General features: G+C 60.6%; 22 protein-coding genes. 16 read left to right on the top strand and 6 right to left on the bottom strand.

Annotated features, from left to right (window positions below):
* Nucleotides 1-254: 254 nt before the first annotated feature.
* The 9 genes from SKP52_RS23835 to SKP52_RS24950 all read left to right on the top strand — a co-directional run bounded on the left by SKP52_RS23835 (nucleotide 255) and on the right by SKP52_RS24950 (nucleotide 11,938).
* Nucleotides 255-716, top strand: a complete 462-nt coding sequence (locus SKP52_RS23835; protein ID WP_037511903.1) for a MucR family transcriptional regulator — start codon at nucleotides 255-257, stop codon at nucleotides 714-716.
* Nucleotides 717-1,198: 482 nt separating this feature from the next.
* A complete protein-coding gene (locus SKP52_RS23830; RefSeq protein ID WP_052182079.1) occupies nucleotides 1,199-3,247 on the top strand; it encodes a ParB/RepB/Spo0J family partition protein in 2,049 nt (682 codons plus the stop codon).
* Nucleotides 3,248-3,392: 145 nt separating this feature from the next.
* Nucleotides 3,393-3,902: a hypothetical protein gene (locus tag SKP52_RS23825; protein ID WP_148309298.1), complete on the top strand. Its 510-nt coding sequence runs from the start codon at nucleotides 3,393-3,395 to the stop codon at nucleotides 3,900-3,902.
* Entirely contained in the window at nucleotides 3,899-4,792 is an 894-nt protein-coding gene (locus SKP52_RS23820) for an ArdC family protein (protein WP_037511914.1), read from the top strand. Before SKP52_RS23825 ends, SKP52_RS23820 begins: the two co-directional genes overlap by 4 nt.
* 3 nt (nucleotides 4,793-4,795) lie before the next feature.
* Entirely contained in the window at nucleotides 4,796-5,224 is a 429-nt protein-coding gene (locus SKP52_RS26770; RefSeq protein ID WP_187337307.1) for a hypothetical protein, read from the top strand.
* A gap of 349 nt (nucleotides 5,225-5,573) precedes the next feature.
* Nucleotides 5,574-8,231: a TonB-dependent receptor plug domain-containing protein gene (locus tag SKP52_RS23815; protein ID WP_052182081.1), complete on the top strand. Its 2,658-nt coding sequence runs from the start codon at nucleotides 5,574-5,576 to the stop codon at nucleotides 8,229-8,231.
* 125 nt (nucleotides 8,232-8,356) lie between these two features.
* Nucleotides 8,357-9,922, top strand: a complete 1,566-nt coding sequence (locus SKP52_RS23810) for a sodium:solute symporter (protein WP_037511917.1) — start codon at nucleotides 8,357-8,359, stop codon at nucleotides 9,920-9,922.
* A complete protein-coding gene (locus tag SKP52_RS23805; protein WP_037511919.1) occupies nucleotides 9,909-10,802 on the top strand; it encodes an N-acetylmuramic acid 6-phosphate etherase in 894 nt (297 codons plus the stop codon). Before SKP52_RS23810 ends, SKP52_RS23805 begins: the two co-directional genes overlap by 14 nt.
* A gap of 59 nt (nucleotides 10,803-10,861) precedes the next feature.
* A complete protein-coding gene (locus SKP52_RS24950; RefSeq protein ID WP_052182082.1) occupies nucleotides 10,862-11,938 on the top strand; it encodes an acyltransferase family protein in 1,077 nt (358 codons plus the stop codon).
* A 52-nt stretch (nucleotides 11,939-11,990) separates the two neighbouring features.
* Here the strand turns inward: SKP52_RS24950 and SKP52_RS23795 are convergent, their stop codons facing one another.
* Nucleotides 11,991-13,436 (bottom strand): FAD-binding oxidoreductase, encoded by a 1,446-nt coding sequence (locus SKP52_RS23795; protein WP_228383957.1) that lies wholly within the window; start codon nucleotides 13,434-13,436, stop codon nucleotides 11,991-11,993.
* On the opposite strand from SKP52_RS23795, the gene SKP52_RS23790 reads away from it, so the two are divergent.
* Both SKP52_RS23790 and nagA read left to right on the top strand, forming a co-directional pair.
* Nucleotides 13,419-14,465, top strand: coding sequence for an SIS domain-containing protein (locus SKP52_RS23790; protein WP_037511924.1), 1,047 nt, complete (start codon nucleotides 13,419-13,421; stop codon nucleotides 14,463-14,465). The genes SKP52_RS23795 and SKP52_RS23790 overlap by 18 nt on opposite strands.
* The gene (nagA, locus tag SKP52_RS23785; RefSeq protein WP_037511927.1) at nucleotides 14,462-15,592 is read left to right on the top strand and encodes an N-acetylglucosamine-6-phosphate deacetylase; all 1,131 of its coding nucleotides are present in this window, start codon (nucleotides 14,462-14,464) and stop codon (nucleotides 15,590-15,592) included. Before SKP52_RS23790 ends, nagA begins: the two co-directional genes overlap by 4 nt.
* Before the next feature lie 24 nt (nucleotides 15,593-15,616).
* On the opposite strand, the gene SKP52_RS23780 is transcribed toward nagA, so the two are convergent.
* Nucleotides 15,617-16,846, bottom strand: a complete 1,230-nt coding sequence (locus SKP52_RS23780; protein WP_037511931.1) for a cysteine desulfurase — start codon at nucleotides 16,844-16,846, stop codon at nucleotides 15,617-15,619.
* A gap of 323 nt (nucleotides 16,847-17,169) precedes the next feature.
* On the opposite strand from SKP52_RS23780, the gene SKP52_RS23770 reads away from it, so the two are divergent.
* Nucleotides 17,170-18,533 (top strand): IS3 family transposase gene (locus SKP52_RS23770; protein WP_407695120.1). Its coding sequence is split into 2 segments (ribosomal slippage): nucleotides 17,170-17,517 and nucleotides 17,520-18,533, totalling 1,362 coding nucleotides; the frame shifts between segments, so codons are not numbered across the junction.
* 298 nt (nucleotides 18,534-18,831) lie between these two features.
* Complete coding sequence (gph, locus tag SKP52_RS23765) at nucleotides 18,832-19,572, top strand: phosphoglycolate phosphatase (RefSeq protein ID WP_228383956.1); 741 nt, start codon at nucleotides 18,832-18,834, stop codon at nucleotides 19,570-19,572.
* Here gph and SKP52_RS23760 read toward each other — a convergent pair.
* Nucleotides 19,551-20,648, bottom strand: a complete 1,098-nt coding sequence (locus tag SKP52_RS23760) for an anhydro-N-acetylmuramic acid kinase (RefSeq protein WP_037511939.1) — start codon at nucleotides 20,646-20,648, stop codon at nucleotides 19,551-19,553. The genes gph and SKP52_RS23760 overlap by 22 nt on opposite strands.
* A gap of 122 nt (nucleotides 20,649-20,770) precedes the next feature.
* Between SKP52_RS23760 and SKP52_RS23755 the strand changes: the two genes are divergently transcribed.
* Both SKP52_RS23755 and SKP52_RS23750 read left to right on the top strand, forming a co-directional pair.
* Nucleotides 20,771-21,643: a protein phosphatase 2C domain-containing protein gene (locus SKP52_RS23755; protein ID WP_040110192.1), complete on the top strand. Its 873-nt coding sequence runs from the start codon at nucleotides 20,771-20,773 to the stop codon at nucleotides 21,641-21,643.
* Nucleotides 21,644-21,764: 121 nt separating this feature from the next.
* Nucleotides 21,765-22,532: a GntR family transcriptional regulator gene (locus SKP52_RS23750; protein WP_052182083.1), complete on the top strand. Its 768-nt coding sequence runs from the start codon at nucleotides 21,765-21,767 to the stop codon at nucleotides 22,530-22,532.
* A 79-nt stretch (nucleotides 22,533-22,611) separates the two neighbouring features.
* On the opposite strand, the gene SKP52_RS23745 is transcribed toward SKP52_RS23750, so the two are convergent.
* A complete protein-coding gene (locus SKP52_RS23745) occupies nucleotides 22,612-23,493 on the bottom strand; it encodes a BadF/BadG/BcrA/BcrD ATPase family protein (protein WP_037511945.1) in 882 nt (293 codons plus the stop codon).
* Nucleotides 23,494-23,676: 183 nt separating this feature from the next.
* Here SKP52_RS23745 and SKP52_RS23740 point away from each other — a divergent pair, with 183 nt between their 5' ends.
* Nucleotides 23,677-23,898: a hypothetical protein gene (locus SKP52_RS23740; protein ID WP_040110191.1), complete on the top strand. Its 222-nt coding sequence runs from the start codon at nucleotides 23,677-23,679 to the stop codon at nucleotides 23,896-23,898.
* An 86-nt stretch (nucleotides 23,899-23,984) separates the two neighbouring features.
* Here the strand turns inward: SKP52_RS23740 and SKP52_RS27320 are convergent, their stop codons facing one another.
* Together SKP52_RS27320 and SKP52_RS23735 are read right to left on the bottom strand one after the other, a co-directional pair.
* Nucleotides 23,985-24,113, bottom strand: coding sequence for a hypothetical protein (locus SKP52_RS27320; RefSeq protein ID WP_255247304.1), 129 nt, complete (start codon nucleotides 24,111-24,113; stop codon nucleotides 23,985-23,987).
* 22 nt (nucleotides 24,114-24,135) lie between these two features.
* A complete protein-coding gene (locus SKP52_RS23735; protein WP_052182084.1) occupies nucleotides 24,136-25,365 on the bottom strand; it encodes a DUF1173 domain-containing protein in 1,230 nt (409 codons plus the stop codon).

The following is a 25,365-nucleotide window of genomic DNA, read 5'->3' as shown; positions in this document are numbered from 1 at the left end:
ATCCGAAGGTAGTCCAGGAAGCAGTGGCGGCCAACAATAGAGGCATATTGTCGGAGTCGTCCGCGGTAGTCCTTGAAATGTCAACGTGTCTTCATTTGATAGCATTATAGACTTACACCCCTGTAAATTGTTGAAGTGTCAAATCATGGCACTTTCCAGCAGGCTCTCTCGCAGGTATAATGCAAAAACTGCTTGCAGGACGGCTCGCCAGTGGGGATTAGGGCACCGGTCGCAACCTAACCAGGAAAAGTCAAATGAACGATGTTCCCCAGGACACGGGTGATCTTCTCACCCTCACCGCAGATATTGTTGCCGCGCATGTTGGGAACAATAGTGTCGCAATATCAGATCTTTCCCTTCTAATCACCAACGTGCATGCCGCACTCTCCGGACTATCGCATCCCGCTGAAAAGCCGGAAGAGCCGCTTGTGCCGGCGGTTTCAATTCGGTCGTCGGTGAAACCCGACTACATCGTATGTCTTGAAGACGGAAAGAAGCTTAAAATGCTTCGCCGACACCTTATGACTCATTATGGGCTGACGCCCGAAGACTATCGGGCAAAATGGGGCCTGCCTGCCGATTATCCGATGGTCGCACCAAGCTATGCCGAGAAGCGGCGGGTGCTGGCAAAAGAAATCGGGCTCGGCACGAAGGGACGGGGTGGCGGCCGTAAACCTGCGCGCGGTGCCGCCAAACCGGCTGCAAAGCGCGCCTGATCACCAATCTGGCTGGCGAGGCGGCCTATGGCGCAGCCTCGCCACCACTTCCTGCCATTCCGCCTCATCGCGCGGCCCAAATTCAACCGTCGGAGCTTCCGACGTTGCCCCGACCTCGACCGGTCGGCGCCGGCAGATAGTGCAGCGCATATGCTCGATGACGTCTGTCGGCCGACTATCCCATCGGTGAAGAGCAAACCAACGCCACAATATTCCGCCGTCCACGACGCCCTGATGGCCACAGAATCCGCATCGCACCGCGACATTTGAGCGGTTTCGCCTGATCTCTTCGAGCGATTCAAAACTCCCAGCCACACACTCTTCCATAGGGGGACAGCGCCAGCGCGCAATGACCCGCGCTGCGCGGAACTATGGCGCGCCTTTGGCACGCCAAGGATGAGAGGGGAGGGGGAAGGAAGGGGGCGAGGCCCCTTGGGAGTTAAGCCCATGAACCGGGTCTCGGTTGTCACCGGAGATTCATCATGCAGAACCAGCCGATTCCTTTCAACAAGCTCCGCCTCTCGCCGGCCAATGCCCGCAAAACCTTTACCCAAGCCGGTATCGATGCCCTCGCGGTTTCGATCGACGCATATGGACTTCTTCAACCGGTCATCGTCAGCCCGGCTACCGACAAGAAGTCGTTCTTCGACGTTCATGCGGGCGGCCGACGCTGGCGCGCGATCGCGCAGCTCATCAAGAGCGGCAAGCTGCCAAAGAATGCGATGGTCGATGCGCGTGTGTGCAATGACGAAGCCGCCGCGCTCGCCGAAGAGATCAGTTTGGCCGAGAACATCATCCGCGAAGCCATGTCTCCCGCCGATGAATGCCGCGGTTATCGAGCGGCCATGGACAAGGGCGAAAGCGAAGAAGAACTCGCGCGGCGCATGGGCGTCACGGTTCGTCACGTTCAGGGGCGCCTCCGCCTCGCCGATCTTGCAGAGCCGATCTTCGACGCCCTTGCCGAAGGGAAAATCACCCTCGACGTCGCCAAGGCTTACGGCAGCACCTCCGATCGGGACACCCAGCTCGCAGCCTGGAATGTTTTCAAGGATAGCTGGCAAGGCGACCAGCCGCACACGATCCGGCGCTATGTCAACGACAGCGCGATCGAGGCGAACAGCGCGGTTGCTAAACTGGTCGGTGAGGAGGAGTATCTCGCCGCCGGTGGCCGCATCGAACGTGACCTCTTCGCCGGCGAGGGCGAAGGTCAATGGCTTGATCGCCCGATCGCCGAAGACATCGCACGCAGGAAGCTCGAGCAAGCTGCAGACGCCATGGCCGTCGGCACACTGGGATGGGTTCGGGTTCTCCTAGCCCAGCATGTTCCCCATTCGGCGACCGAAGGCTTGCACGACTATTACATCCGGCGCGGCGAGCTGAGCGAAGAAGACCAGGCCCGCATGATCGCGATCGAAGAGCGTCTGCAGTCGATCGAAGAAGAACTGGAGGATGCAACCGATCCGGACGTGATTTCACGTCTCGAAGCGGAGAATGAAGCGCTGGACGCCGAGCACACCGAGATCGACAAACGCAGCTATGTCATTCCGGAAGACGAACGACCGCATGTTGGAAAGTTCGTGGTGCTCGCCAGCGATGGCACCCCGAAGGCGTCGCACCGCTACTTTTCGACGAAGGCCCTCAAGCGCGAAAAGCAGTCGCAAAAGGTCACCGGCGGCGGTGCTGACCGCGCTGCCCTGGAGGACGCTCTTCCCCGGTCGCTCGAGGAGCAGCTTGCCAAGGAACGGCGTGACGTGTTGGCGTTGCACATCGCCCATGATCCCGCACTCGCGCTCGATCTGACCATCTTCCGCCTCGCGCGGAAATTTACGGGCCACGCCGCTTACAACGACACGGGCGTCATGGTGACGATCGGCGAGCTCTTTGACCCCGCCGGCGTCCCCGCCGCCCATTCAACGGCCGCACAAGATGGCCTCGACGCGGTCCGCTCCGGTCTTCCGTGCGATTGGGCAGGCGCCGACGACAGTTTCAGCGCGTTCATGGCGTTCCGCGAACTCGACGAAACGGACAAGGCAGCATGGCTTGCGTTTGCCGTCAGTCAAAGCCTTCAGGCGAGCCTCGCCAGCGGCGATCGCGCTAACCGCTTCCAATCCGAGCTTGGCGCGCTGCTCGAAATCGATACCGCCGAACACTGGCGGCCGAGCGCGGATGTCTTCTTCGACAAGATCCGCAAGCCGCAGATTCTGTCGATCCTGGGCAAGCTCGATCCCGAGCTTCCGGGTCGCTACGCCAGCGAAAAGAAGGCCGCCCTATCGTCTGCGGCCGCAAAACTCTGCGCCGGCGAAGCCATCGTCACGCCTGAGGTGAAGGCGCGGGCGCAGAGCTGGATCCCGGACGTCATGATGTTTCGCGCTGCCGGGACCCCGGATGAACCGGAAGCGCCGCTGGTCGACGATGACAGCAGCGAAGAGCAACCTGCCATCGATGACGCTGATGACGAGCAAGCCGACGAGGCCAACCCTGCCGTGAACGAGGTCGACCAGACCGAGGCCATTTTGGCCGACGCAGCCTGAGGCATCGCTGGGCGGCGCGGAAGCAAGGGTCTCGACTTCCAGTTGGAAGCCTGCCTCCGCGCCGCTGTCGACATTCTGAAATTTCTCTATTGGAGTCAACAAGATGCCCGATTGTGCATTTGCATCGATCGTCATCGGCGGCCGCGTGTCCGCCGACGACTTTATCACGCTCTGTCATCTGATCGTCTGTGAGGGTCTTTCCCGCGAGGAGGATGGAGAGGAATTCTCGCCAGAACTTCGAAGTGAAGGCCAGCCACTTCGCCTGTTCGACCATCAAGCGATCGGCGGGCGTTTCGGCGCTCTGGAAGAATGGTGTGAGGATCGCGGCCTTCCGTTCACACGGACGTGCGCCGGCTATCCGGGAGGCTGGCGCGCCGAACGTGTCGTTTTCACGGGGCGCGGTCCCGTGGAAGATTATCCGGCGGACAACGATGGGAACGTCGTCGCTACCAGCGAGACTGTCAAAGCACATGAACACATCTCGACGCTGCGCGCCTGGTTCGCCGCCGCCGAATTCAAGATTCCCCCGCTGGTGATCACCTCCGAAGACGTCACGTCGCCCCGCGACATTTCCCGCGCGAGCGCGGGAAGGGAGGAAAGTGGGGGAGGAGGCGGCGAGCACCGCTCGCAGCTTCAGAAAGGACCAGCGACATGAAACCTCGTCACGATATCTATCAAACCATCACCGCCGAGCTAGCCGCTGCGATCGACGCCGGCGCCGGCCAGTGGCGTATGCCCTGGCACCATGACGGCGGGACGCTGATGCGGCCGACGAGTGCTGTCGGACGCGCTTATACCGGCATCAACCGCCTCGTCCTTTGGGCCTCTGCTGAAGCTCAAGGCTTTCAATCCGGCACCTGGGCAACCTACCGTCAGTGGACTGAGGTCGGCGCACAGGTGCGCCGCGGCGAAACCGGTACGCACGTCATTCTGTGGAAAAAGCAGGAGCGTGACGAACCCACGTCGGCGGATTCCGATGGCGAGGAACGCAGCGCCCGCTTCTTTGCTCGGAGCTTTGTCGTCTTCAACCAATCGCAGGTCGATGGCTCGCCCGAACGGACACTGGCAAGCGCACGGCCGATCGGCGAAACAGCCGCCTCTGCGAAACTGTTCCTCGAAAGCGTTGGCGTCCCTGTGCACTACGGCCCTTGGGACGCGTATTTTCGGCCCGATGAGGACCGCGTCTACATGCCCGACCGCGAAGCCTTCGACAGCGACGAAGGCTTCATTTCGACGCTCGGACATGAAATCGTTCATTCGACGGGAAGCGCGCAGCGCCTCGCCCGCGAAACGCTTCGGGACTATTTCAAGGATCGGACCATCCGGGCCCGCGAAGAGCTGGTTGCCGAGATCGGCGCCAGCTTCTTGATGGCCGACCTTGGTCTGGGCTATTCGCCAAGGGCGGATCACGCTGCTTATGTCTCGAGCTGGTTGACGGCGCTTGGCAACGACACGCGGGCGATCTTTCGCGCGGCCGCCGCGGCACAAGCGGCAACGGACTGGATCCACGCTCATGCCGCCTCAGCCCTCCCGATAGCGGCTTGATCGATGAGCGCGCCTTCACTTCGCACCCATCGGTTGCTCATCCTCGCCTGTTCCGCGACAAAGCGGCAAGATGACGGCTATATGCCCGCCATCGACCGCTATGACGGACCGCTTTGGCAAACGGTCCGTTGCCATGCGGGCGATCGCAAGATGCTGAAAATCACCGTGCTGTCCGCACGATATGGTTTCCTCGACTCCAGGTCGCCGATCCAGAACTACGGCACCCATTTTACTGGAGAGTTCGCGGATCGGATGATGGGCGGTGGACTGGGCCACGCTGGTCACGGCCGCCTCTTCCCTCAAGCCGGACAATTTCGGGATCGGCGCGGCTTGCGAGATGGCTTTGCTCAGGGCGCATGGCGATCGGCCTTTCACCGTTTTCCCCTTCGACTGGTATCAGTTTTAACACCAACTGCCGAACCTAACCTATGACCTAAAGCGTGGCGAGGCCATTGGAGGGTGTTTAGGCGTCGCGCACTCATGTCTGCCTATGACACAAAATCTACGGTTAGCGTTCAACGAACCGTAGATGCAGAGCGGGATAAACCCTATCCAAATAAGACGCCTACGCCGGGATCTCGACTCGTCACACGAGATGAGCAAGCGAATGGAATTGATGCTCAGCATAGCTGCTCATATTGGTATTGAAATGGTATATAACTGTGTTATTGTCGAGACAGGTTTGAAGAGGGGAGTGAGCAAAATGGGACGGATAAAAGGCGGATTCCTGCGTTGCGGGTCGGCGATAGCTTCAGCGATTGCGCTCATGTCAGCAAGTGCCGTGTTTGCGCAAGAAACCGATAGCACAACGAGCGAAGCGCGCGCGGAGACGGACATCATCGTCACCGGCACGCGTGTCCGTACGCCCGGCCTGACCTCCACCAGCCCGATCAGCGCGGTGGAGGGTGAGCAGATTTCGCTTCAACGGGCGGTCACGATCGAAGACTTCTCGGTCAAGATGCCGCAGCTCGCGGGCGGCGTGAACTCGACATCGGTGGGCAGCGACGCATTCGGCGCGCAGACCCTGGACCTGCGTAACCTCGGGCAGAACCGCACCCTCGTACTGATCAACGGAACGCGCGCCATTCCGTTCAGCTTCCGCAATGCGGTCGATGTCAACTCGATCCCGGCTCCCTTGCTCAAGCGCGTCGATGTGCTCACCGGCGGCGCTGCAGCGGTCTATGGCGCGGACGCCGTGGCAGGGGTCGTGAACTTCATCATCGATGATTCGTTTGAAGGGTGGCAGGCGAACGCAAATTATCGAGCGGTGTCGGGTGGAGCTTCGCAATTCGGTGGCCATGTGATGGGCGGCATGTCGCTCGGCGGCCGCGGCAATCTGGTGGTCTATGGCGAATACACCGAGCGCGACCCACTGCTGGCCGCGCACCGCGCCTTTGCGCGGCGCGGCGTGGCGACGTTGCCGATCGGCGGCAATTTCACCGACGTGGCGAGCGGTAGGACCTTTTCCTACGATGCGTTGGGCAATTTCACGCTGACGCCGCAATCGACCGACTACACCCCCGATTTCCTGCTCGTCCAGCCGTTGCGGCGCATCAACGCGAGCGCTTTTCTGAAATATGACGTGTTTGACAATGTCGAGCTCTATGGCCGCCTGATGTACTCCGACCTGCGGACGCGCGGCGGCAGCCGGTCGGGGCAGAATCCTCCGACCACAGGGGCCAATGGGATCAACGTCCAGATCGCCGAGAATAATCCATTCCTCGACCCCCAAGCGCGGGCGCGGCTGACCTTCGTCAACGGTTTCGCTACCGTCAACGTCCGGCGCTCGCTCGGCGAACTCGGTGTGACCTATGCGCAGAACAATCGCGAAACCATCCAGGGCCTGATCGGGCTACGTGGCAACATCACGCCTGCAATCAGCTGGGATGCCTATTATCAGCATGGCCAGTCCAAGGAATCGATCGTCGTCAAGGGCGACGGGACGCGGTCCGCCTTTGCCGGCCTAGCTAACACGACCGACATCTTCGGGCCGGGCGGTGACTTCACCAGCGTGCTGCGCGATTTCAATTTCGGCAACCGCAAACGCACGCAGCAGGTGGCATCCGCCTATGTTGCCGGCGATACGAGCGACTTCTTCGCTGGATGGGCAGGACCGATCGGCTTCACCGCAGGCTATGAATTCCGCCGAGAAACCGGCCGGTTTGTCTATGGCGCTGACCTCGGGACGTCGTTCAACCAGGGAACCGAATCGGCGCCGCTGGTTCCGCCCTTCGTCAAGGTGAACGAATTGTTCGGCGAACTAATCGTCCCCTTGCTGTCGGATTTACCGCTGGTCCAAAAGCTGACCGTCGAAGGCGCGTATCGTCGATCCTGGTATGAAAAATCGGTGGGCGCCGACCGGCGCTACGATACGAACAAGCTTGGCATCAACTGGATCGTCTCCGACGACCTACGGCTGCGCGGCACGCGCCAAACCGTCATTCGCGACGCCAATATTGGCGAATTCGCTAACCCAGTCTTTTCGATTCCCTTCGCTAATCTACGTACGGTTGCACGTCTTTTTCCGCGCTATGCCGGGGATCCGTGCGTGGGCGCGACCAATTCGGCGACGATCACGCAATGTACGGCGCAGGGATATCGGGGAGCCTATGATTCCAACAACCCCGCAAATCTGCAGGGCGGCTATTTCTTCGGTGGCAACGCGAACATCGAAGCCGAAAGGGGCAAAACTTACACGCTTGGCGGCGTCTTCACCCCGACCTTCCTGCGTGGTCTCAATCTTTCGGTGGACTGGTACAAGATCGATATTCGCAACGCGGTCGGCCAGATCCAACCCGTCGATGCGCTTACGAGCTGCTACATTACCGATCCAACGCCGGGCAATCCACTCTGCGCCGCAGTAACCAGGGATCCAACCACCGGTTACATCCTCAATGCCTTTGTCGATGATCGAAACCTTGCGCTTATCAAGCAGCAAGGCATCGACATCGACTTCCGTTATGGATTCGATCTCGATTTCGGTCCGCCGGAGAGCCGGCTCACCCTCGGCTATACGGCGAGCATCGTCACCAAATATTCGATCCAGCGTAACGCCGCGCTAACTCCCGTCGATTGCAAGGGAACCTATGGCGCTGCCTGTTCATCGGACCTTGTGACGCTGGTTGCACCAGATTTCCGGTCGCGCGCTACGATCACCTGGGACAGCAAGCCGTTGACGGTCCAGTTCGGATGGAAACGCATCGGATCGGTTCGCGATTCGACCGCGGGTAGCACCGGTCGGATTCCTGCTTATGATTATTTCGACCTGAACCTGGCGGTTCGTCCGCCCGTCGAGGGGCTGACCCTAGCCTTCGGGATCGACAATCTCTTTGACAAGAAGCCGCCGCTACCGGTCAATCCCGGGGCATACAATACATTCCCGGATACTTACGACGTGCTGGGAACCACCTTTGGCTTCTCCGTCACCCTAAGGCGGTGAGGGCGTGGAGTGGAGGCATTGTAGACACCTAGCCTCCATTCCACCAGGGCGAGTTGTCCAAGGCGCGGCGCATCAGACGATTTCTCAGGTCTGACGTCCGCGCCTCACCGCCATCCGGGGACATTATGCACACGTTACAATTTACTTCGCTGGATTGGTCGATTCTGATCGGATATGTCCTGATCCTCGCTATCGCCGGCTATGCCTCAACGCGGCGCAACATGCAGAATGCGGATGATTATTTTCTGGCCAGCCATCGCGCGCCAACATGGCTGGTTGCGGTGTCGGTTCTGTCGACCGTGCAATCGACAGCAACATTTCTGGGGGTCCCCGACAATAGCTTCAGGGGCAATTATACCTATCTGACGAGCGTGATCGGCGCGCTGATCGGCGCGTGGCTTGTTGCCGCCATCCTGATGCCGCGCTTTTATGCGATGGGCGCCACCACCGTCTATGAACTGCTCGAGGCCCGGTTCAGCCCGGCCGCTCGCCGAGCGGCAGGCGCCATGTATCTGGTCGGGCGGGTGTTTGCCAGTGGGGCGCGCCTCTATCTTGCTGCGATCGCCGTTTCGATGATCCTCTTCCTCGACGTCGCGCCCGAGCATATCATCATCGCCTCGTTTGTTTTGCTGGTCTTCGGCCTCGCCTTCACTTTTATGGGCGGCCTCAATTCTGTGATCTGGAGCGACCTGGTCCAAGTCGTGCTTTATGTCGGAGCGGCGATCTTCGTCGTCCTGTTCCTGCTGTCCAAGATTCCTGCGCCGGCCGCCGATATCTATACCGCGCTTGCGCATCCTCCCTCCGGAGCGAGCAAGTTGCAGGTCCTTGACTGGACGCTCGACCTCGGCACGCCCTTTTCGGTTCTGGCGGCAGTGACGGGGATGGTCCTGATCAACGCGGCGAATTCGGGTCTCGACCAAGATACGACGCAGCGCCTGCTCGCCTGCGATTCGGCGAAACAGGGCAGCCGCGCCCTCTACTGGTCCGTTCTGGCATCGATCCCCGTCATCCTGATCTTCCTCTTCATCGGCTCGCTGCTCTACATCTTCTATGAACGCCCCGACCTGATGGCGGCCATCCCGGGACAGATCGCGCCGACATTCCAGGGCGAAAAAATCACCGTTTTCATGAGCTTCATCCTGAGCGAAATCCCGCCCGGGTTGCGTGGGTTCGTAACGGTTGGCGTCATCGCCGCCGCCGCCATCAATTCGGGCCTGATCTCAATGGCCGCCGTAGCAATCAACGACTTCTACCGTCCTTTCATCGAGCGCAAGAGACCGCGCGACGAGCGTCACTTCATCCTCGCGGGGCGGCTTGCGACAGTTTTGCTGGGCGTCCTCCTCTTCCTGATGTCCATCGTCTGCTTCTATTGGCAGCGATACAGCGACATTCCCCTGCTCGAATTTGTCCTAGGAGTGATGGCATTCGCCTATTCAGGATTGCTAGGAGTCTATATAACAGCGGTGTTTTCAAAGCGCGGATCAACGGCGTCGGTCATCGCGGCCCTAGCGGTCGGCTTCATCGTCGTCATGCTGTTTCAACCGTTCACGATCGACGTGCTTGGCTTGCCCGAAGCACTAAAGAAAATCGCTTTCCCGTGGCACTTGTGCGTTGGCGTGACAGTTTCCACGCTGGTTTGCCTCATCGGCAACGCGAACAAGAAAGAGAGAAGCACAGATGCCGGGTACTGAAGCGATTGACCCACGTTATGCCGAAATCGACAATTGGCCGACGATCGACGCCGTGACCGCAATGATCGAGGGGCAACGAGAAGCGATCGAAGCCTTGAACAGCCAAGCGGATGCGATTGCCGCGGCGTGCGCAGCGGCCGCGCAGCGGCTTTTGTCTTCGCAAGGACGCCTGATCTATGTCGGCGCCGGGACATCCGGCCGCGTCGCGGTTCAGGACGGTGTCGAACTGACGCCTACCTTCGGCTGGCCGGAAGAGCGATTGCTGTATCTTCTGGCGGGCGGGCTCCCGGCACTCATCGAGAGCGCCGAAGGTGCCGAAGACGATGTTGCCGATGCCGAGAGGCAGATTGCCGAGCACGCCGTGAACGCGGCCGATGTCGTGGTAGCGGTGGCGGCGAGCGGGCGTACTCCGTTCACTTTGCGGGCAATCGAGGTTGCGCGGGCGCGCGGGGCGCTTACGATCGCGATCGCGAACAATGCATCGACGCCGATCCTCGAAGCCGCGCTGCACCCCATCTTGCTCGGCACCGGAAGCGAGATCATCAGCGGGTCGACGCGCATGAAGGCTGGCACGGCCCAGAAGGCCGCCGTCAACATCATCTCGACGACTATCATGCTGAAGCTCGGCAAGGTCTATCAGGGCCAGATGGTCGACATGATTGTCTCGAACGCGAAATTGCAGCGGCGGGCGGCCGGAATCGTACAGATGCTGACGAGTTGCTCCGAGGAAGAAGCCATGGCTGCCCTCAAACGGGGCGAAAACAGCATCTCCAAGGCGGTCCTCATCGCAAAAGGCAATACCCCCGAGGGGGCGGCAAAGCTTCTCGGAGACAACGGCGGAATATTGGGCAAGGCCATCGCAGCGCTCGGGGAGAAATGAAATGGCGCGATGTCGCAGAGCGATTTGACGGCATGCGCGGATCCTGACCGGCTGGTGCCATGACGCGATTGGCGCCCGCCCGCGACCTGCCGCTCGATTTCCTGCGGGGAGTCGATGTGATGCTGATGCTGCTGGTCAATTTCCTGGTGCCCGCGGCACCAGCGATCCTCCGGCACGCCGCCTGGCACGGCCTGACGCTAGCCGATATCGTCTTCCCGATATTTTTGTTCATTGTCGGCATCTCTGCATCGCTGGCTTTCGATGGACGTTTGCGGCGGCAGATGCCCTGGGGTGCGATTGCCCGGCGCGGGGCGTTGCTCTTCGCGATCGGCGTCGCGCTCAACTGGTGCCTGCGGCCTGGATTCGATTGGGATCAATTGCGGTGGGCAGGCGTGTTGCAGCGCATAGCCATCGTATATCTCGCTTGCGCGGTGATCGTCTCCGTCGGGCGCGGCGCGATCGTTCCGCTGGGACTGGGGCTGGCGATCATCGCCACTCACACATTCGTTCTGCTGAACATCGGTGCAGAAAATACTGTAGCCAGCCTCGCTCCCGGAGCGGGCATCAGCGGGTGGCTCGATCGGCAACTCCCGCCGGGATTGATATTGCGCGGCAGCTGGGATCCGGAGGGCATTTTGTCCACGCTGCCTTCCATGGCGAGCGGTTTCCTTGGCGTCGCGCTTGCGCGCTGGGCCAGCGCGCCGAGGCCCATCTGGCGCCTCGCGTTCGCCGGCATCCTCCTCGTGCTGACCGGGCTGCTGACGACGATCGTCATCCCGATCAACAAGGATTTGTGGACCGCGAGTTTCGTGCTTGTGACGTCGGGGATCGGCGCGTCGGGTTACGCTGCGGTTCGCGCCGCCTGGCCCGTGCTGCAGCCGCATGGGTGGGCGAAGCAGTTCGTCGCCGTGGGCCAGGCGGCGTTGACCATCTATGTGATCCATATGCTCCTGATCGCCCTGCTGCGCCTTCCGCCGGGCGGCGAGGACCGGCTCTGGGACAGCCTGCTCGCGGGGCTTCGGGCGTCCGGTCTGTCGGCCATGTGGGCGTCGGTGCTATTTGCCGTTCTTGCGGTAATTCTTTGCAGGTTGCTGCTGGCACCGCTTCAACGCCGCGGCCTTTTGCTGCGGGTGTAGGCGGGTCCGCATGACGCCGGCGTGGTCGTCGCGGGCCTGGCGGCTTTCGGCATCATGCTGCGAATATCTTGCCAGGATTGAAGATGCCCTCCGGATCGAGCGCCTGCTTGAGTTGCCGCATGATCTCGACGGAAGCCGTCCCGTTCTCGCGCAGCAGGGAGTCGCGCTTGCCCAAGCCGATCCCATGTTCACCCGTGCAGGTTCCGCCAACCGAGAGCGCGTGATCGATCATGGCATCGTTGATGACCGCCGCCTTTTGCCACGAGGGCTTGTCGTCGGGATGGAGAATGAAGAAGACGTGGAAATTCCCGTCGCCGACATGGCCCAGGATCGGAGCGAACAGCCCCGATGCTTCGATCATCGTTTCCGCACGCGAAATGGCTTCGGCCAATCGCGAAATGGGGACGCAAATGTCGGTGATCCAGGCTTGCGCCTCAGGAACCATTGACCGCGATGCCCAAAGCAGATGGTGCCGCGCCTTCCATAGCAAGTTCCGTTCCTCCGTCGCGGTCGCGGACCTGAGTGTCCCGCCGCCGTTGGCATCTCCCAGAACGCGAACGATTTCCAATTGCTCGGAGATGCTGGCGCCGGAACCGTGGAACTCCAGAAAGAGGGTTGGACATTCGGGGAGACCGAGATGGCTCTGGCGGTTGCACGCGATCATCGCGCGCGTGTCGAGAAGCTCCATGCGCGCGATGGCGATCCCAGATTGGATGGTCTGAATCACGGTATCGACCGCACCCTCTATGCTGGCGAAATCCCAGCTTGCGGAAACGATCTGTTCGGGTTGCCCATGAAGGCGCAGGGTCGCCTCCACGATTAGGCCCAAAGTGCCTTCGGATCCGGCGAAGAGATGAGTAAGGTCGTAGCCCGCCGCCGATTTGCGGGCCCGGGTCCCCGTCTGGATCAGATCGCCAGTTGCCGTAACGACCTTGAGGGCAAGCAGATTGTCGCGCATGTTGCCGTAACGTACAGTCGTCGTTCCGGACGCCCGGGTTGCGATCATCCCGCCGATGGTTGCGTTCGCCCCGGGATCGACCGGAAAAAAGAGACCTGTGGTGCGCAGCTCCTCGTTGAGCTGTTCGCGCGTTACGCCCGGCTGAACCACGACAAGTAGATCTTCCGGGGAAATCTCGACTATCTCGTTCATGCGCGAAAAATCTACGACGAGCGTGTCCGATGTGACGGCGGCCGCGTTCCCCTCGAGAGAAGTGCCGGCACCATAACCCACGATCGGGACGCCCTGCGCGGCAGCTGCGCGAACTAGCTGGCGAACCTCCTCGATCGACACGGGCTGTGCCACCAGTGCCGGAAGTTCGCCCGGATGGTGACCCTCGGTTTGCGTATAGGCGACGCGCGCGGTTTCAGCGGTGATCAGTCGGTCGCCAAGGAAATTCGAAAGCATGTCGCGCAGATGGGTCATGCCGCGAATATATCTGCCTTGCGGATCAAGGTAAACTGGTATTATACAGGTATTATAATGAACGCAGCCCGTCACCCCACCTCCACCCTGATGTTTTCCGAGGCCAGCGAGGCTGGCCAGATCGTGGCCAAGCAGTTGTCGGACAATGCTGTCTTGGCGAAGGAACTGGCGAAGCTGATACTGCGCCCCGCAACGCACACGATTTTCACCTGCGCCCGCGGCAGTTCGGATCACGCTGCCGCCTATGGGAAATTCCTGTTCGAGGCACATCTTCGCAAGACGGTATCGTCACACCCGCCATCGATGGGTTCGGTATACCGCGTACCGATGGAGCACATGGCGGGGCAGCCGTTTATCGTCGTGTCGCAGTCGGGTAAGAGCCCCGATCTGCTTGCGTCCGCCGAGGTGGCGCGAGAGGCCGGGGCGATCGTCATCGCGATGGTCAACGACGAAAGCGCACCGCTCGTACCTCTCGCCGACATCGTCATACCGCTCCGCGCGGGACCGGAGCGAAGCGTCGCAGCAACCAAAAGCTTCATTGCGACGCTTTCGGCCTTCGCCCAGATCATATCCGAATGCGCCGGCGGACAAGCCCTCGACCCCGTCATTGCTGCCCTGCCGGATCAGTTGTGCCAAGCTTGGGCCGTGTCATGGGACGAGGCTCTGGCACCTTTCTCGCAGGCACGCAGCCTCTTCGTCCTCGGGCGCGGCCCGTCATTCGGGATCGCACTCGAAGCGGCGTTGAAGTTCAAGGAAACATGCGGAATTCATGCAGAGGCTTTCAGCACGGCAGAGGTCGCGCACGGCCCGATGGCAGTGATCGATCGCAACTTCCCTATCCTGGTCTTCCCGCCGCTCGATGAAGCCCGGGCGGGGATGGACGCATTGCTTCGCCTGTTCCTCGAAAAAGAGGCAATCGTGGCTGGGGCCGGACCAGTCGGACATGGGGCCATCGAACTTCCCGTCGTCGCAGGCCTGCATCCTGTGACCGCGCCTATCACGATGATCCAGTCCTACTACCGCCTTGCCAACGCTCTTGCGATTGAACGAGGACTTGATCCCGACAGGCCGCCGTTGCTCAGGAAGGTTACCGAAACAATATGACTAGAAAGGCTTTGATCGGCGCGCGAATCCTCTCGGAAAGGGGATGGCGATCAGATCACGCATTGCTGATCGAGCGATCGGCGATCGTCGACATCGTACCCGATAGCGGCGTCCCGACCGACTTTGATCCAGTTCGCTTGGACGGCGGCATGCTCGTTCCCGGTTTTATCGATACGCAAGTGAACGGGGGTGGCGGCGTATTGTTCAACGAATCCCCGACGATCGACGGGATTAGGGCGATCACCGAGGCACACAGGGCATTCGGGACCACGGCCTTGCTTCCTACCCTCATCAGTGATGATTTCGACGTGATTGAGCGCGGGATAGCCGCAGTACGTGACGCTATCGCGATCGGGACCCCCGGCGTTCTGGGAATCCATATTGAAGGCCCCTTTCTGAACATTGAAAAGAAAGGCATTCACGACGCATCGAAAATCCGCAAGATGGATGAGCGGGCCGTGAATCTGCTTTCCTCGCTAGGTGCAGGAAAAACACTTGTGACCCTCGCGCCCGAAATGGTCGCTACCGGCCTGATCGCCGAATTGACGGCTCGGGGCGTCATTGTCTCTGCCGGACACACGCTGGCAACAAGCGAGGATATGGATCGCGCAATCAGCGAAGGGCTTCGGGCAATCACCCATTTGTTCAACGCTATGCCCCCGTTAGCTAGCCGGACGCCAGGAGTCGCAGGGGCTGGATTGGCGTCCCCGCTGATTTGTGGCGTGATAGTCGATGGCCACCATGTTCATCCGACCGCGCTGCGGGCCGCTTTCCGCGCGAAGGGTCCCGACGAATTGATGCTCGTAACGGACTCCATGCCGACGGTCGGCACCGATATCGATACATTCTTCCTTGGCGAGACCGAGATTTTTCGCAACGAAGGTGCACTGCGCTCGGCTGACGGAACCTTGGCCGGCTCCGACCTCGACATGGCTCGGGCCATTCGGAACGCTGTTTCGAACATGCACGTCGAACTTGCGGACGCTTGCAAGATGGCGAGCGCGACGCCGGCGGCTTTGCTGGGGCTGACCGGCACCTATGGATGCCTCGCGCCGCGCGCGCGCGCAGATATCGTGCACCTCTCCGAAGACATTGAGATCGTCCGGACCTGGATCGGCGGCGAGTAGCGAGCACCCTCCAGGCGGCCGACCTCACTTTAGGATTGCCAACGCCTCTTCCACTGCATCGGCAAGAGCGTCGACTTCATCCAGCGTGCTGTACATGGCGAACGATGCGCGGCAGGTCGAACTGAAGCCTAGCATTTGATGGAGCGGTTGAGTGCAGTGCGCGCCGGCACGGACGCAGATACCCTTGGCGTCCAGGATCGCCGCTATATCGTTCGCATGGGCGCCGGCAGAGGCGAACGTCAGAATTGGACCGGGCTTTTCGGCATCGCCGAAGACGGTGATGTTTGGAATAGCCGCGAATCGAGCCCGCGCGTGGCGACCAAGCGCTGCCTCGTGGGTAGCGATAGTCGTACGCCCCACGCCCTCGACATAGTCGAGGGCGGCGACAAGTCCGATCGCTTCCAGAATTGGCGGCGTCCCGGCCTCGAACTTGTGCGGCGCGGCAGCATATTCGACGTGATCGCGGCCGAAGGTTGCGACCATCTCGCCGCCGCCGAGCATCGGTGGCATGCGTTCGAGCCAGCCGGGCTTGGCATAGAGAGCCCCGATACCCGTCGGCCCATAAAGCTTGTGACCGGTGAGCGCATAGAAATCGACGTCGAGCGCCGAAACGTCGATTGCGTGATGTACCACGGCCTGGGTTCCATCTGCGAGCACAGGAACGCCCTTTTCATGGGCAAGCCGAACAATTGCCTCGAGCGGTGTCAATACCCCGAAAACATTCGACATGTGTGTGACCGCCACGAGCCGCGTGCGAGGCGTGATCGCGTCGGCGAAGGCGGTGGGATCGAGATTGCCGAAGGCGTCGGGATCGACCCAGCGCAAGACGATGCCGTGCCGCTCCCGAAGCAAATGCCACGGGACCAGATTGGCGTGATGGTCGAGCGAGGAAACAACGATCTCATCCCCCGGTGCAACGATAGCGGCAAAGGCTGACGCCACGAGATTGATCGCCTCGGTTGCAGATTTCGTAAAAATAATCTGCTCTGCGCCGGGAGCGTTCAAAAAGGACTGCAGCCGGGCCCGCGCGCCTTCGTAGCTCGCGGTCGCGAGGCCGCTAAGCCGGTGGGCTCCGCGATGGACATTGGCATAACGGGTGAAAGCGCCATCGGTCATGCTGTCCATCACGCAGCGCGGTTTTTGCGCCGACGCCGCATTGTCTAAATATATACCCGACAAACCCGCGATCAATGGGAAGTCGCTCCTGATCACATTGGGGTCCCAGACCTTCTGGACTGGCTCGGGGTGCAGCATCGCGAAACCTCCTTCAGATCCGTCCTTGCTCCACAAGCCTGTCGATGTCCCCCTTGGAATAGCCGAGCCACTCCTTTAGGATATCGCCACTATGCTCGCCGAGCCCAGGCGCACCGCGAATGATTTCGGTCGGCGTCCCCCACATTTTGAGAGCCGGCGCCTGAAATGGGACCGAGCCTGCGACGGCATGCGGCACGTCGACGATCTGCCGACGGTGAAGAACTTGGGGGTTCGTGACTGTCCGCCGTCAGCGCCAATGGCACAGATTTGAGGTTGTGATTTAAGGAGGATTTGGGCTTCGTCGTAGTGACGAAGGAACGAAGATGAAGCCCAAATCCTCCTTGAAAAAATCGGCGCCGAAGGCCCCAGCTGAGCGGGTGGTGAAGGACATACGGCGTGCGACGCGCCGGCACTTCTCTGCAGAGGACAAAATCAGGATCGTGCTGGAGGGGCTGCGCGGCGAAGACAGCATCGCCGAGCTGTGCCGCAAGGAAGGCATCGCCCAGAGCCTGTATTACACCTGGTCGAAGGAGTTCATGGAAGCGGGCAAGCGTCGTCTGGCCGGCGATACCGCCCGAGCTGCGACCACCGGCGAGGTGCACGACCTGCGCCGCGAAGCCCGTGCCCTGAAGGAATGCGTGGCCGACCTGACGCTGGAAAACCGTCTGCTCAAAAAAAGCATGATCGCGGATGGGGGCGACGAAGAATGAGGTATCCCGCATCTGAGAAGCTCGAGATCATCAGGATCGTCGAGCAGTCGCATCTGCCCGCCAAGCGGACGCTGGACCAGCTCGGCATCCCCCGCCGGACCTTCTATCGATGGTATGACCGCTACCTCGAAGGCGGGCCGGAGGCGCTGGAGGATCGGCCATCGGCGCCGAGCCGGGTGTGGAATCGCATCGGCAACGATATCCAGCAGCAGATCGTCGAGATGGCGCTGGACGAGTCCGAGCTATCGCCCCGCGAGTTGGCTGTGCGCTTTACCGACGAGAAGCGCTACTTCGTGTCGGAATCGACGGTTTACCGGCTTCTGAAAGCCCATGACCTGATCACCAGCCCGGCCTTCATCGTGATCAAGGCAGCCGATGCGTTCCACACCAAGACGACGCGGCCGAACGAGATGTGGCAGACCGACTTCACCTACTTCAAAATCATCGGTTGGGGCTGGGTGTATCTGTCGACCGTGCTCGACGACTTCTCCCGCTATGTCATCGCCTGGAAGCTTTGCACCACCATGCGCGCCGGGGACGTCACCGACACGCTGGAACTGGCGCTTGAAGCCTCGGGCTGTTCGTCAGCCAGGGTCGTGCAAAAGCCCAGGCTGCTCAGCGATAATGGTCCGAGCTACATCGCCGAGGAGCTGGCCCAATGGATCGGTGCCAACGGTATGAGCCATGTCCGCGGCGCCCCGATGCATCCCCAGACCCAAGGCAAGATCGAGCGCTGGCACCAGACCCTCAAGAACCGAATCCTGCTGGAAAATTACTTCCTGCCCGGCGATCTGGAGACCCGGATCGAGGCCTTCATCGACCACTATAATCACCGCCGATATCACGAAAGCCTCGGCAATGTGACGCCCGCCGACACCTACTTCGGCAGGGCTGACGCCATCATCCAACAGCGCGAAAGGATCAAACGGAAGACCATCGAACACCGACGCTTGCAGCACCGCAAGCTCGCCGCTTAATATCAACCCCAGGACGAGGCCCGCGCTCCGCTAATCTACGCCGCGATCTGCGCCAAATGTTCTGACGACGGACACTCCGTTCCGTCGCGCCGTTCGACTGCTTTCGCCCGTCGATCCGATGCGCCTAATACCAGATTGTAACCAATTTTGGTAGCAGCGCAATCCGACGGAAAAGCGGCGACATCGAGCGGGCCGCGATGGTCGCGCCCCGGGATAGATTCGACGCGCCAGAATGGCCGGAATGGAAGGCGGGTCGCATAATTGGCCCTTGTATTGCGATCTGGGGCCGGGCATCAGCATGGCAATGCGGGGCCCGAAAATTGATACAATAGTATTTGACCTTGACGGGACGCTTGTCGACACGGCTCCCGATCTCATTGCTGCGCTCAATCATTCGCTGGAAGTCCTTGGCCGGCCTACCGTCGAGCCGATGCTCGTGCGCCCCCTTGCCGGCCACGGCGCGCGCGCGCTGCTGGATGCAGGACTGACGCTTAGCGGAGATGCGCCGGAGGAACTGATCGCACGAGCCATTCCCGTATTCTTGGAACACTATGCCGACAATATTTGTACGTTTTCGGCACCCTATCCGGGACTGGAACTCGCGCTCGAAGAGTTGCGGATCGAGGGCTTCAGGCTCGCGATTTGCACCAATAAGCCGGAGGGACTTGCGAACCATCTGGTCGAAGCGCTCGGCTGGGCTGGTGTGTTCGACGCTATTATCGGTGGCGACACATTGCCTGTTCGAAAACCCGATCCACTACCGTTGCTCACCGCAATTACGCAGGCCAAAGGGGCCAAGGCCATCTATGTTGGAGATTCGGCGGTCGATGTAGCGACAGCGAGAGCCGCGGCGATGCCGTCGATTGCTGTCGGCTTCGGATTTTCCGACGTGTGCGCCAGCCAGCTTGGCGCGGATTTGCACATCGATCATTTCGACATGCTCCCCGCCGCCGTGCGGTCGATCATTGCACCCGCCACACTGATCGCACAGCGCGTGAGTCTCGACCTTGACTCCGGTCAGGCGACCGTCGCCGTCTGAGCCTTGTAGAGCTTTCCGGCCGTGGTGGGGCTGGGCGCGCCCGTCGTGTTCGGGAAGGTCACCGGCAACCCCCGAACCGAGCGCGCCGCGATAAATCCGATGGCTTCGGCTTCGATAAAATCTCCGCGCAACCCGAAATCGTCAGCGCTTTCACAAGCGCCAAGCACTTCTCGCAAGGCCTCCATTATGACGGGATTATGTCGCCCGCCACCGCAAATGATCCATAGTTCCGGTTGTTCGGGGAGCTGGCGTGCGCCCAGCGCCACGGAATTGGCGGTAAACGCGACCAACGTCGCCGCTGCGTCGGCGGCCGAGAGATCATCCACGATATCGAGCGGAAAGTCGTAGCGATCCAACGACTTCGGGCCTTCACGCTCGAAATAGGGATGCGCAAGTAAATGACTCAGCACTGCCTGATTGACCTCTCCGCTCGCGGCCAGCGCTCCGCCATCATCATATCGGCCAAGACCGCGCTTCTGGACCGTGAGATCGAGCATCCCATTGCCGGGCCCGGTATCGAGTGCGATGATTTGTTCATCGCTGCCAATGAACGTGAAATTCGCGACGCCGCCTACATTGAGAAAGGCGATTGGACCTGACTTCCCGATCTTCCGTGCCAGTGCGGCGTGATAGATGGGAACAAGAGGCGCGCCCTCTCCGCCAACGGCCATATCGGCCTGCCGAACGTCCGCGACAACGTCAACGCCGAGCGTATTGGCGATTCTTGCAGGGTCGCCAATCTGGATCGTCAACCCGCGGTCGGGCCGGTGAAGGACGGTTTGGCCGTGATAACCGATCAATTCGATCTTACCGGCCCCCGGTTTGGAGAGAAGTTCGCGCGCGCAGCGTACATGCGCGCTGACAATGATATCGTCAGCCTCCGCCAACAGTCTCGGTTCGGCCGTACCGGTCGCCACAAACTGTTCGGTGGCGTCTTTGACGATGGCGCGCTCTGCGGTCGAGAATGAGGTGAGGTGCGTCGGGCCGAAGTCGTCGATTGCTTCGCCATCGGAACTCAAAATGGCCGCATCAACGCCATCGAGCGATGTCCCGCTCATGAAACCAAGAATGCGCATCTCTCGTTCCCCTAACCGTAGTCGATGTTGCGCACCTGCTACCACTATGATACCACATCATCAAGCTGCGATATCGGTCGGCGCGCAGAAGGCCGGTCGCGCGTCTATTTAATGGAGCCGAGATGTTCAACGTCCGTTTGGCGGAGACTCGATCCGGAGCGGCAGCGAATGAGGATGTGGTCGGATATACGGACTTCGCGGCCTGGGTTATCGATGGCGCATCAGGCATTGGGGAGAACCTCGTCTCAGCTGTCAGCGATGCACAATGGTTCGCGCAGCGGGTCGATAGGGAACTCCGCGATCTACTGGCTAGCAAGCCGACGATGCCTTTCGAGGATTTGTTCGCGGCCGTCATACGTCACTGCCGGTCGTCCTATTCGACGCTGGCGCGGCGACCGCCCGCGGGGCGCCATGAACTGCCAAGCGCGGCGATAGCTTTTGTCCGCGCCCTGCCCGAAAAGGTTGAACTGGCAACACTCGGAGACTGCAGGATCGCCTACCGGTCCCTAGGCGGAGAAGAATTCGCCGAACATGGAGACGGCGGCAATATAGGCCCTTTCGAACACCGCACCAAGGCGTTGGCCCGATCGATCCTCGCCGAGCGACCTGAGATTTCGGCGGCCGAACTTTTCGAGGAATTGCGGCCACAACTCGTCCAAAATCGAGCCTTCATGAATGTCGATGGCGGCTATTGGGTGCTGGGTCTTCAAATGGAGGCAATCGAGCGCGCAGATCGCGCCGAACTGCCCGCCGGCGACTGGGCAATCGCGCTAGCAAGCGATGGTTTCCTGCGCCTCGCCGATATGTTCGCTCACCTTGGGGCCAGCGATCTGCTCTCAATCGAGAACCGCGCCGAATTCGAGAAATGCTATTCCGACCTTCGCAATCTCGAGCAAGTCGATGGGTCCCTTCGCCGCCACCCGCGCGCGAAAATTTCGGACGACGTCAGCTTCATAAGGATCGATGTGCATACCAATAGTGTGCCAAATGGTTGAAGCCGGCAACCTCAAGGTGCTATTGGACCTTTATCGGTCAGGCTGACGGGAACGAACAGGCGAAAATGCGATTGTTCCTCGGCCGCTTGCCGGATCGGAATATGTGCGGAAAGGACCAATAATGCGAGACAAGCTTGCCGGATTGAAGGAGAGCAACGCGCCTCTCTACCTTCAATTGGCGCGCAATCTTCGTGAGCACATCCAAAGCGGCGGCGTGGAACCGGGCGAGCCGCTCCCGTCCGAGCGCGAACTCTCGGAACGAATGGGCATGTCCCGGGTCACGATCCGAAAGGGCATCCAGAAGCTCATCGAGGAGGGCTTGCTCTTTCGTCGGCATGGTTCGGGAACATATGTCAGCGATCGTATCGAGGCGCGGGGTGCAATGCTAACGAGCTTTTCTGAAGATGCACGATCGAGAGGTGATGATCCTAGTGTCGTCTGGATGATGCGTAGCTACGCCAACGCCACCGACGAGGAGGCGGCCGCCTTGGAGATTCCGATCGCCACCAAGGTCGCAAGGCTCGCGCGTGTGCGCCTTGCGAATGGCGAACCGCTGGCGATAGAACATGCTGTCGTTCCCGCGGAGTTCCTCCCGGATTTGGATGCCGTGGGTGACTCGCTCTACGCAGCGCTTCAGAGTTCGGGGGTATTTCCTGTGTCCGGCACGCAGCGTATTCGGGCTGCCTTGGCCACTCCGACCGAAGCCGGGATGCTCTCGATTGCGCAGAGCTCGGAGATATTGCGCATTGAGCGCCTGACCCGTGATACGAAGGGTACGCCGGTTGAATTTACCAGGTCTGCGTATCGAGGCGATCGATATGAATTCGTCACTGACATCGCTGCCAGCACAGCGTCGGTGTCACGGCGCGATCCTGTTGGAATGCCGTGACGGAGTTTGAGGTGTGCCCACCACATCGCGCATATCTTGCTCGGTTCCGGGGCAGTTGATTCTCGATGGCGGCACGCCATCACCGGCCAGATGCTAAAGACCCGATGGGCAGGCCGGCGAGAATCAGGGCGCCGTCGAGCGCGTCGCCAAGCGGCGCACTCAGCTTCTCGACGACACGGGCGCGCAGCCATGGCTTGATCCGCGGTGCGAGTCCACCCATCAGCACGCAACGGCTCGCGCCCTTAGCGAATATCGTCTCGATGAAGCGCTCGATATGCTGCGCGGCGTCGCGAACGATCGACAGCGCAATCTCGTCACCTATCTCCGCATATTCCATCACCAGTGGGGCAAAGGCGGCATAATCGGCCGGCGCTGCATCGTCCATCCAAGCGATGACATTCGGGATAGCATGGTCGAACTGCTTGGTCACCGCCTGACTGAGCTGTGTCGGCCGTGTCCGTCCGTCGAGCGTGCGCAGGGCATGGCGGATTGCACTGAGACCCAACGCCGCACCGCTTCCTTCGTCTGAAATGGGAAAGCCGTAGCCGCCGATGCTTAAACTGTCCTCACCGCGCTTGATCAACCCGACGCTTCCGGTACCGAGGATCAAGATCGCACCATCGCCGCCCATATGTGCACCCAGATTGGCGATGATCGAGTCGCTGGTTAACTGAACATTGGCAAAGGGAAAATCGAGCGCCTGGATTTGCTGCTTCATCCCCATCCGATTGATGCCCGCAATTCCCATGCCGACCCGGACGCTCCCATAATCGCTGTCGGCGACACCACCATCCTTGAGCGCCTGGGTGCAGGCGTCGAGCAAGGATCTGTGCAGCGCGTCGAGCCCGATGCGCGTATTGGCGGGGCCGGCCTTCCCCGCACCCAATCGCAGGCCGTTCGCATCGACAAGCCTCGCTTTACTTGCGGTGCCGCCCGCGTCGATGCCTAGATATAAGACCATATTATCGACCCGCTGCCATTGTGATGGGAACCATGAAAGCTCAATCTAGCTACTGATAACAAATTCGCTACGTTATCTCCTGCTTTCCTCACTATGACTCCATGCGTGGATGGCCTCCTGGTCGCAAGAGCTTTTCTGCAGTGAAGACGGCGCGCACGCATCGACGAGGAGACCTGGGTCGGCATGGATGAACCCTGGCGGTGGAGTTCGCGGTTCAACCTGATAGTGCTCGATAGTCCTTTCTTTTCCATCTATATGACCTCGCGCACAAAACTACTGACAGGACCAAGCTCGGACGTCCTTCTTCGGCGTTGCGATCGCGATATCAGCCGCCAACTTCACACCCCGCGCCTCGGTACCTTCAACAATCTTGTCGACGATCGCTTCTATCTCGGCGGCCTCTGACATCCCGTTGGGAGTTCCTTCAGCTCGGCTTGCGGCTATCCTTGAGCACTCGAGGGGCATAACCGTCGCCCTGCCATGCCACCAACTCACGGAGGAGGCCCAGCGCCGATGAAGCCATGACATGCACCGCTAAGCACATCATCGTTTCGATTCAGCATCTCGACCGCAGCCTGCATAAGCCATTCTGCGGCCATCATCTTATCGACAATCGCCATCCAAGCCCCCTGGTGCGGAGTCTCAGTGGGCAGTTGATGTTCCCGCCACCTTTATTGGGGTCGAACCACTCTGCGCAATCTGCAGACAATCACCGGGTCGCCAAGTAAGATGCTCGACGCCTTGCGTCCGCATGAGCTGCTCGAGTGCCTCGTCATACCGCGGCTCAGGCAGGTTGTGTGCGAGATAGACCGCCGTTGCCTCCGCGCCGGTGTCGGTGAGGGTCAAGCTCGCGATCGGCATCTCGAGGCCGAGATTGACCCGCATCCCTTTCACGAAATGGCGCTTCTCTTCGATCGCTTGCGTGACCAGCATTCTCTCTTCGAGCCGCTCATAGGGGATCCATTCACGGGTGACCGGCATCACCGACATCTCGAATATCTGCGCGAGGCCTGACGCACCCATGGAAAAGCTCGCGGCCATGATCAAACTGCCGTCGCGATCGTCGGACCTCCAAAGCTCCTCTTCGGCCGCGAACCGCTTATGGAAGCGGCGCGCCATATCGGCATCCATGAGGAACGGTCGCTGAGGCATATGCTTGATCAGGATCTTCTCGCCATAGCGCGCACTCTCGATCGAACGGATCTCGCCGATCAGGATCATGATCCGGTCGGGCTCCGATCGGGCAATGGCCAGCTCCGCGTCCTGACGGCCCGCGATCGCGTCCTTGTCCTCAAGACGGAATGTCTCGGGCACGAACAGCCGCTGCGCGAGAGGGTCGCCCCGCACCTTGCAGCCGAGCGCTGCATTCAGGAGCTGCCGGCGAACAATGTACCAGTTGCGCTTGCCCGCCATGCGCGGATGCCAGTGGGTGAGCTGCGCTCGATCCCACAGGAAATGCAGCATCCCGCGCATCGACAGCCGCTGACCCGTCGCCTTCACATCGGGCTTGTCGTTCGTGAACGACGCCGGTGCCGCGCGCGCAGGACCCTTCGACAGCGGGAAGCCGAACTTGAGCGTTGTCACGCCATTGTCGATGTCGTCGACGATAGCGCTGCCGAGCACCTGGCCGAGCCCTGTCAGATGATCGGGCGCCTCATAATGATCGCAGTGCGGTGCGTGCCGCGGGCCCGTCCCGGGCCAGCGCGACAGCACATGCCCGCCATGTCGATGGGCAATATAGAGATCGAGCGCGATGTCGCGCCGGCAGAGGCAGCGTACCGCCTGCTTGAGCCTATAGGCTCGCGCCACCATCGCCTCGAACCCGTCTTCGCCTGCGGCCATTTCCCGGTCGAGTACATAGTAGCGCTGCAT

The organism is Sphingopyxis fribergensis, from assembly GCF_000803645.1.
In the GTDB taxonomy this organism is placed as follows: domain Bacteria; phylum Pseudomonadota; class Alphaproteobacteria; order Sphingomonadales; family Sphingomonadaceae; genus Sphingopyxis; species Sphingopyxis fribergensis.
This window is presented reverse-complemented; position numbering and strand designations above follow the sequence as displayed.

Bases quoted from the DNA above. Each gene is read 5' to 3' on its own strand.
- SKP52_RS23810 (WP_037511917.1), top strand. From the start codon at position 8,357: ATGCACACGTTACAATTTACTTCGCTGGATTGGTCGATTCTGATCGGA.
- nagA (WP_037511927.1), top strand. From the start codon at position 14,462: ATGACTAGAAAGGCTTTGATCGGCGCGCGAATCCTCTCGGAAAGGGGA.
- SKP52_RS24950 (WP_052182082.1), top strand. From the start codon at position 10,862: ATGACGCGATTGGCGCCCGCCCGCGACCTGCCGCTCGATTTCCTGCGG.
- SKP52_RS23740 (WP_040110191.1), top strand. From the start codon at position 23,677: ATGGATGAACCCTGGCGGTGGAGTTCGCGGTTCAACCTGATAGTGCTC.
- SKP52_RS23830 (WP_052182079.1), top strand. From the start codon at position 1,199: ATGCAGAACCAGCCGATTCCTTTCAACAAGCTCCGCCTCTCGCCGGCC.
- SKP52_RS23820 (WP_037511914.1), top strand. From the start codon at position 3,899: ATGAAACCTCGTCACGATATCTATCAAACCATCACCGCCGAGCTAGCC.
- SKP52_RS23780 (WP_037511931.1), bottom strand. From the start codon at position 16,846: ATGCTGCACCCCGAGCCAGTCCAGAAGGTCTGGGACCCCAATGTGATC.
- SKP52_RS23745 (WP_037511945.1), bottom strand. From the start codon at position 23,493: ATGGTCTTATATCTAGGCATCGACGCGGGCGGCACCGCAAGTAAAGCG.
- SKP52_RS23760 (WP_037511939.1), bottom strand. From the start codon at position 20,648: ATGCGCATTCTTGGTTTCATGAGCGGGACATCGCTCGATGGCGTTGAT.
- SKP52_RS23790 (WP_037511924.1), top strand. From the start codon at position 13,419: ATGAACGCAGCCCGTCACCCCACCTCCACCCTGATGTTTTCCGAGGCC.
- SKP52_RS27320 (WP_255247304.1), bottom strand. From the start codon at position 24,113: ATGGCGATTGTCGATAAGATGATGGCCGCAGAATGGCTTATGCAGGCT.
- SKP52_RS23755 (WP_040110192.1), top strand. From the start codon at position 20,771: ATGTTCAACGTCCGTTTGGCGGAGACTCGATCCGGAGCGGCAGCGAAT.
- SKP52_RS23805 (WP_037511919.1), top strand. From the start codon at position 9,909: ATGCCGGGTACTGAAGCGATTGACCCACGTTATGCCGAAATCGACAAT.
- SKP52_RS23835 (WP_037511903.1), top strand. From the start codon at position 255: ATGAACGATGTTCCCCAGGACACGGGTGATCTTCTCACCCTCACCGCA.
- SKP52_RS26770 (WP_187337307.1), top strand. From the start codon at position 4,796: ATGAGCGCGCCTTCACTTCGCACCCATCGGTTGCTCATCCTCGCCTGT.
- gph (WP_228383956.1), top strand. From the start codon at position 18,832: ATGGCAATGCGGGGCCCGAAAATTGATACAATAGTATTTGACCTTGAC.
- SKP52_RS23735 (WP_052182084.1), bottom strand. From the start codon at position 25,365: ATGCAGCGCTACTATGTACTCGACCGGGAAATGGCCGCAGGCGAAGAC.
- SKP52_RS23750 (WP_052182083.1), top strand. From the start codon at position 21,765: ATGCGAGACAAGCTTGCCGGATTGAAGGAGAGCAACGCGCCTCTCTAC.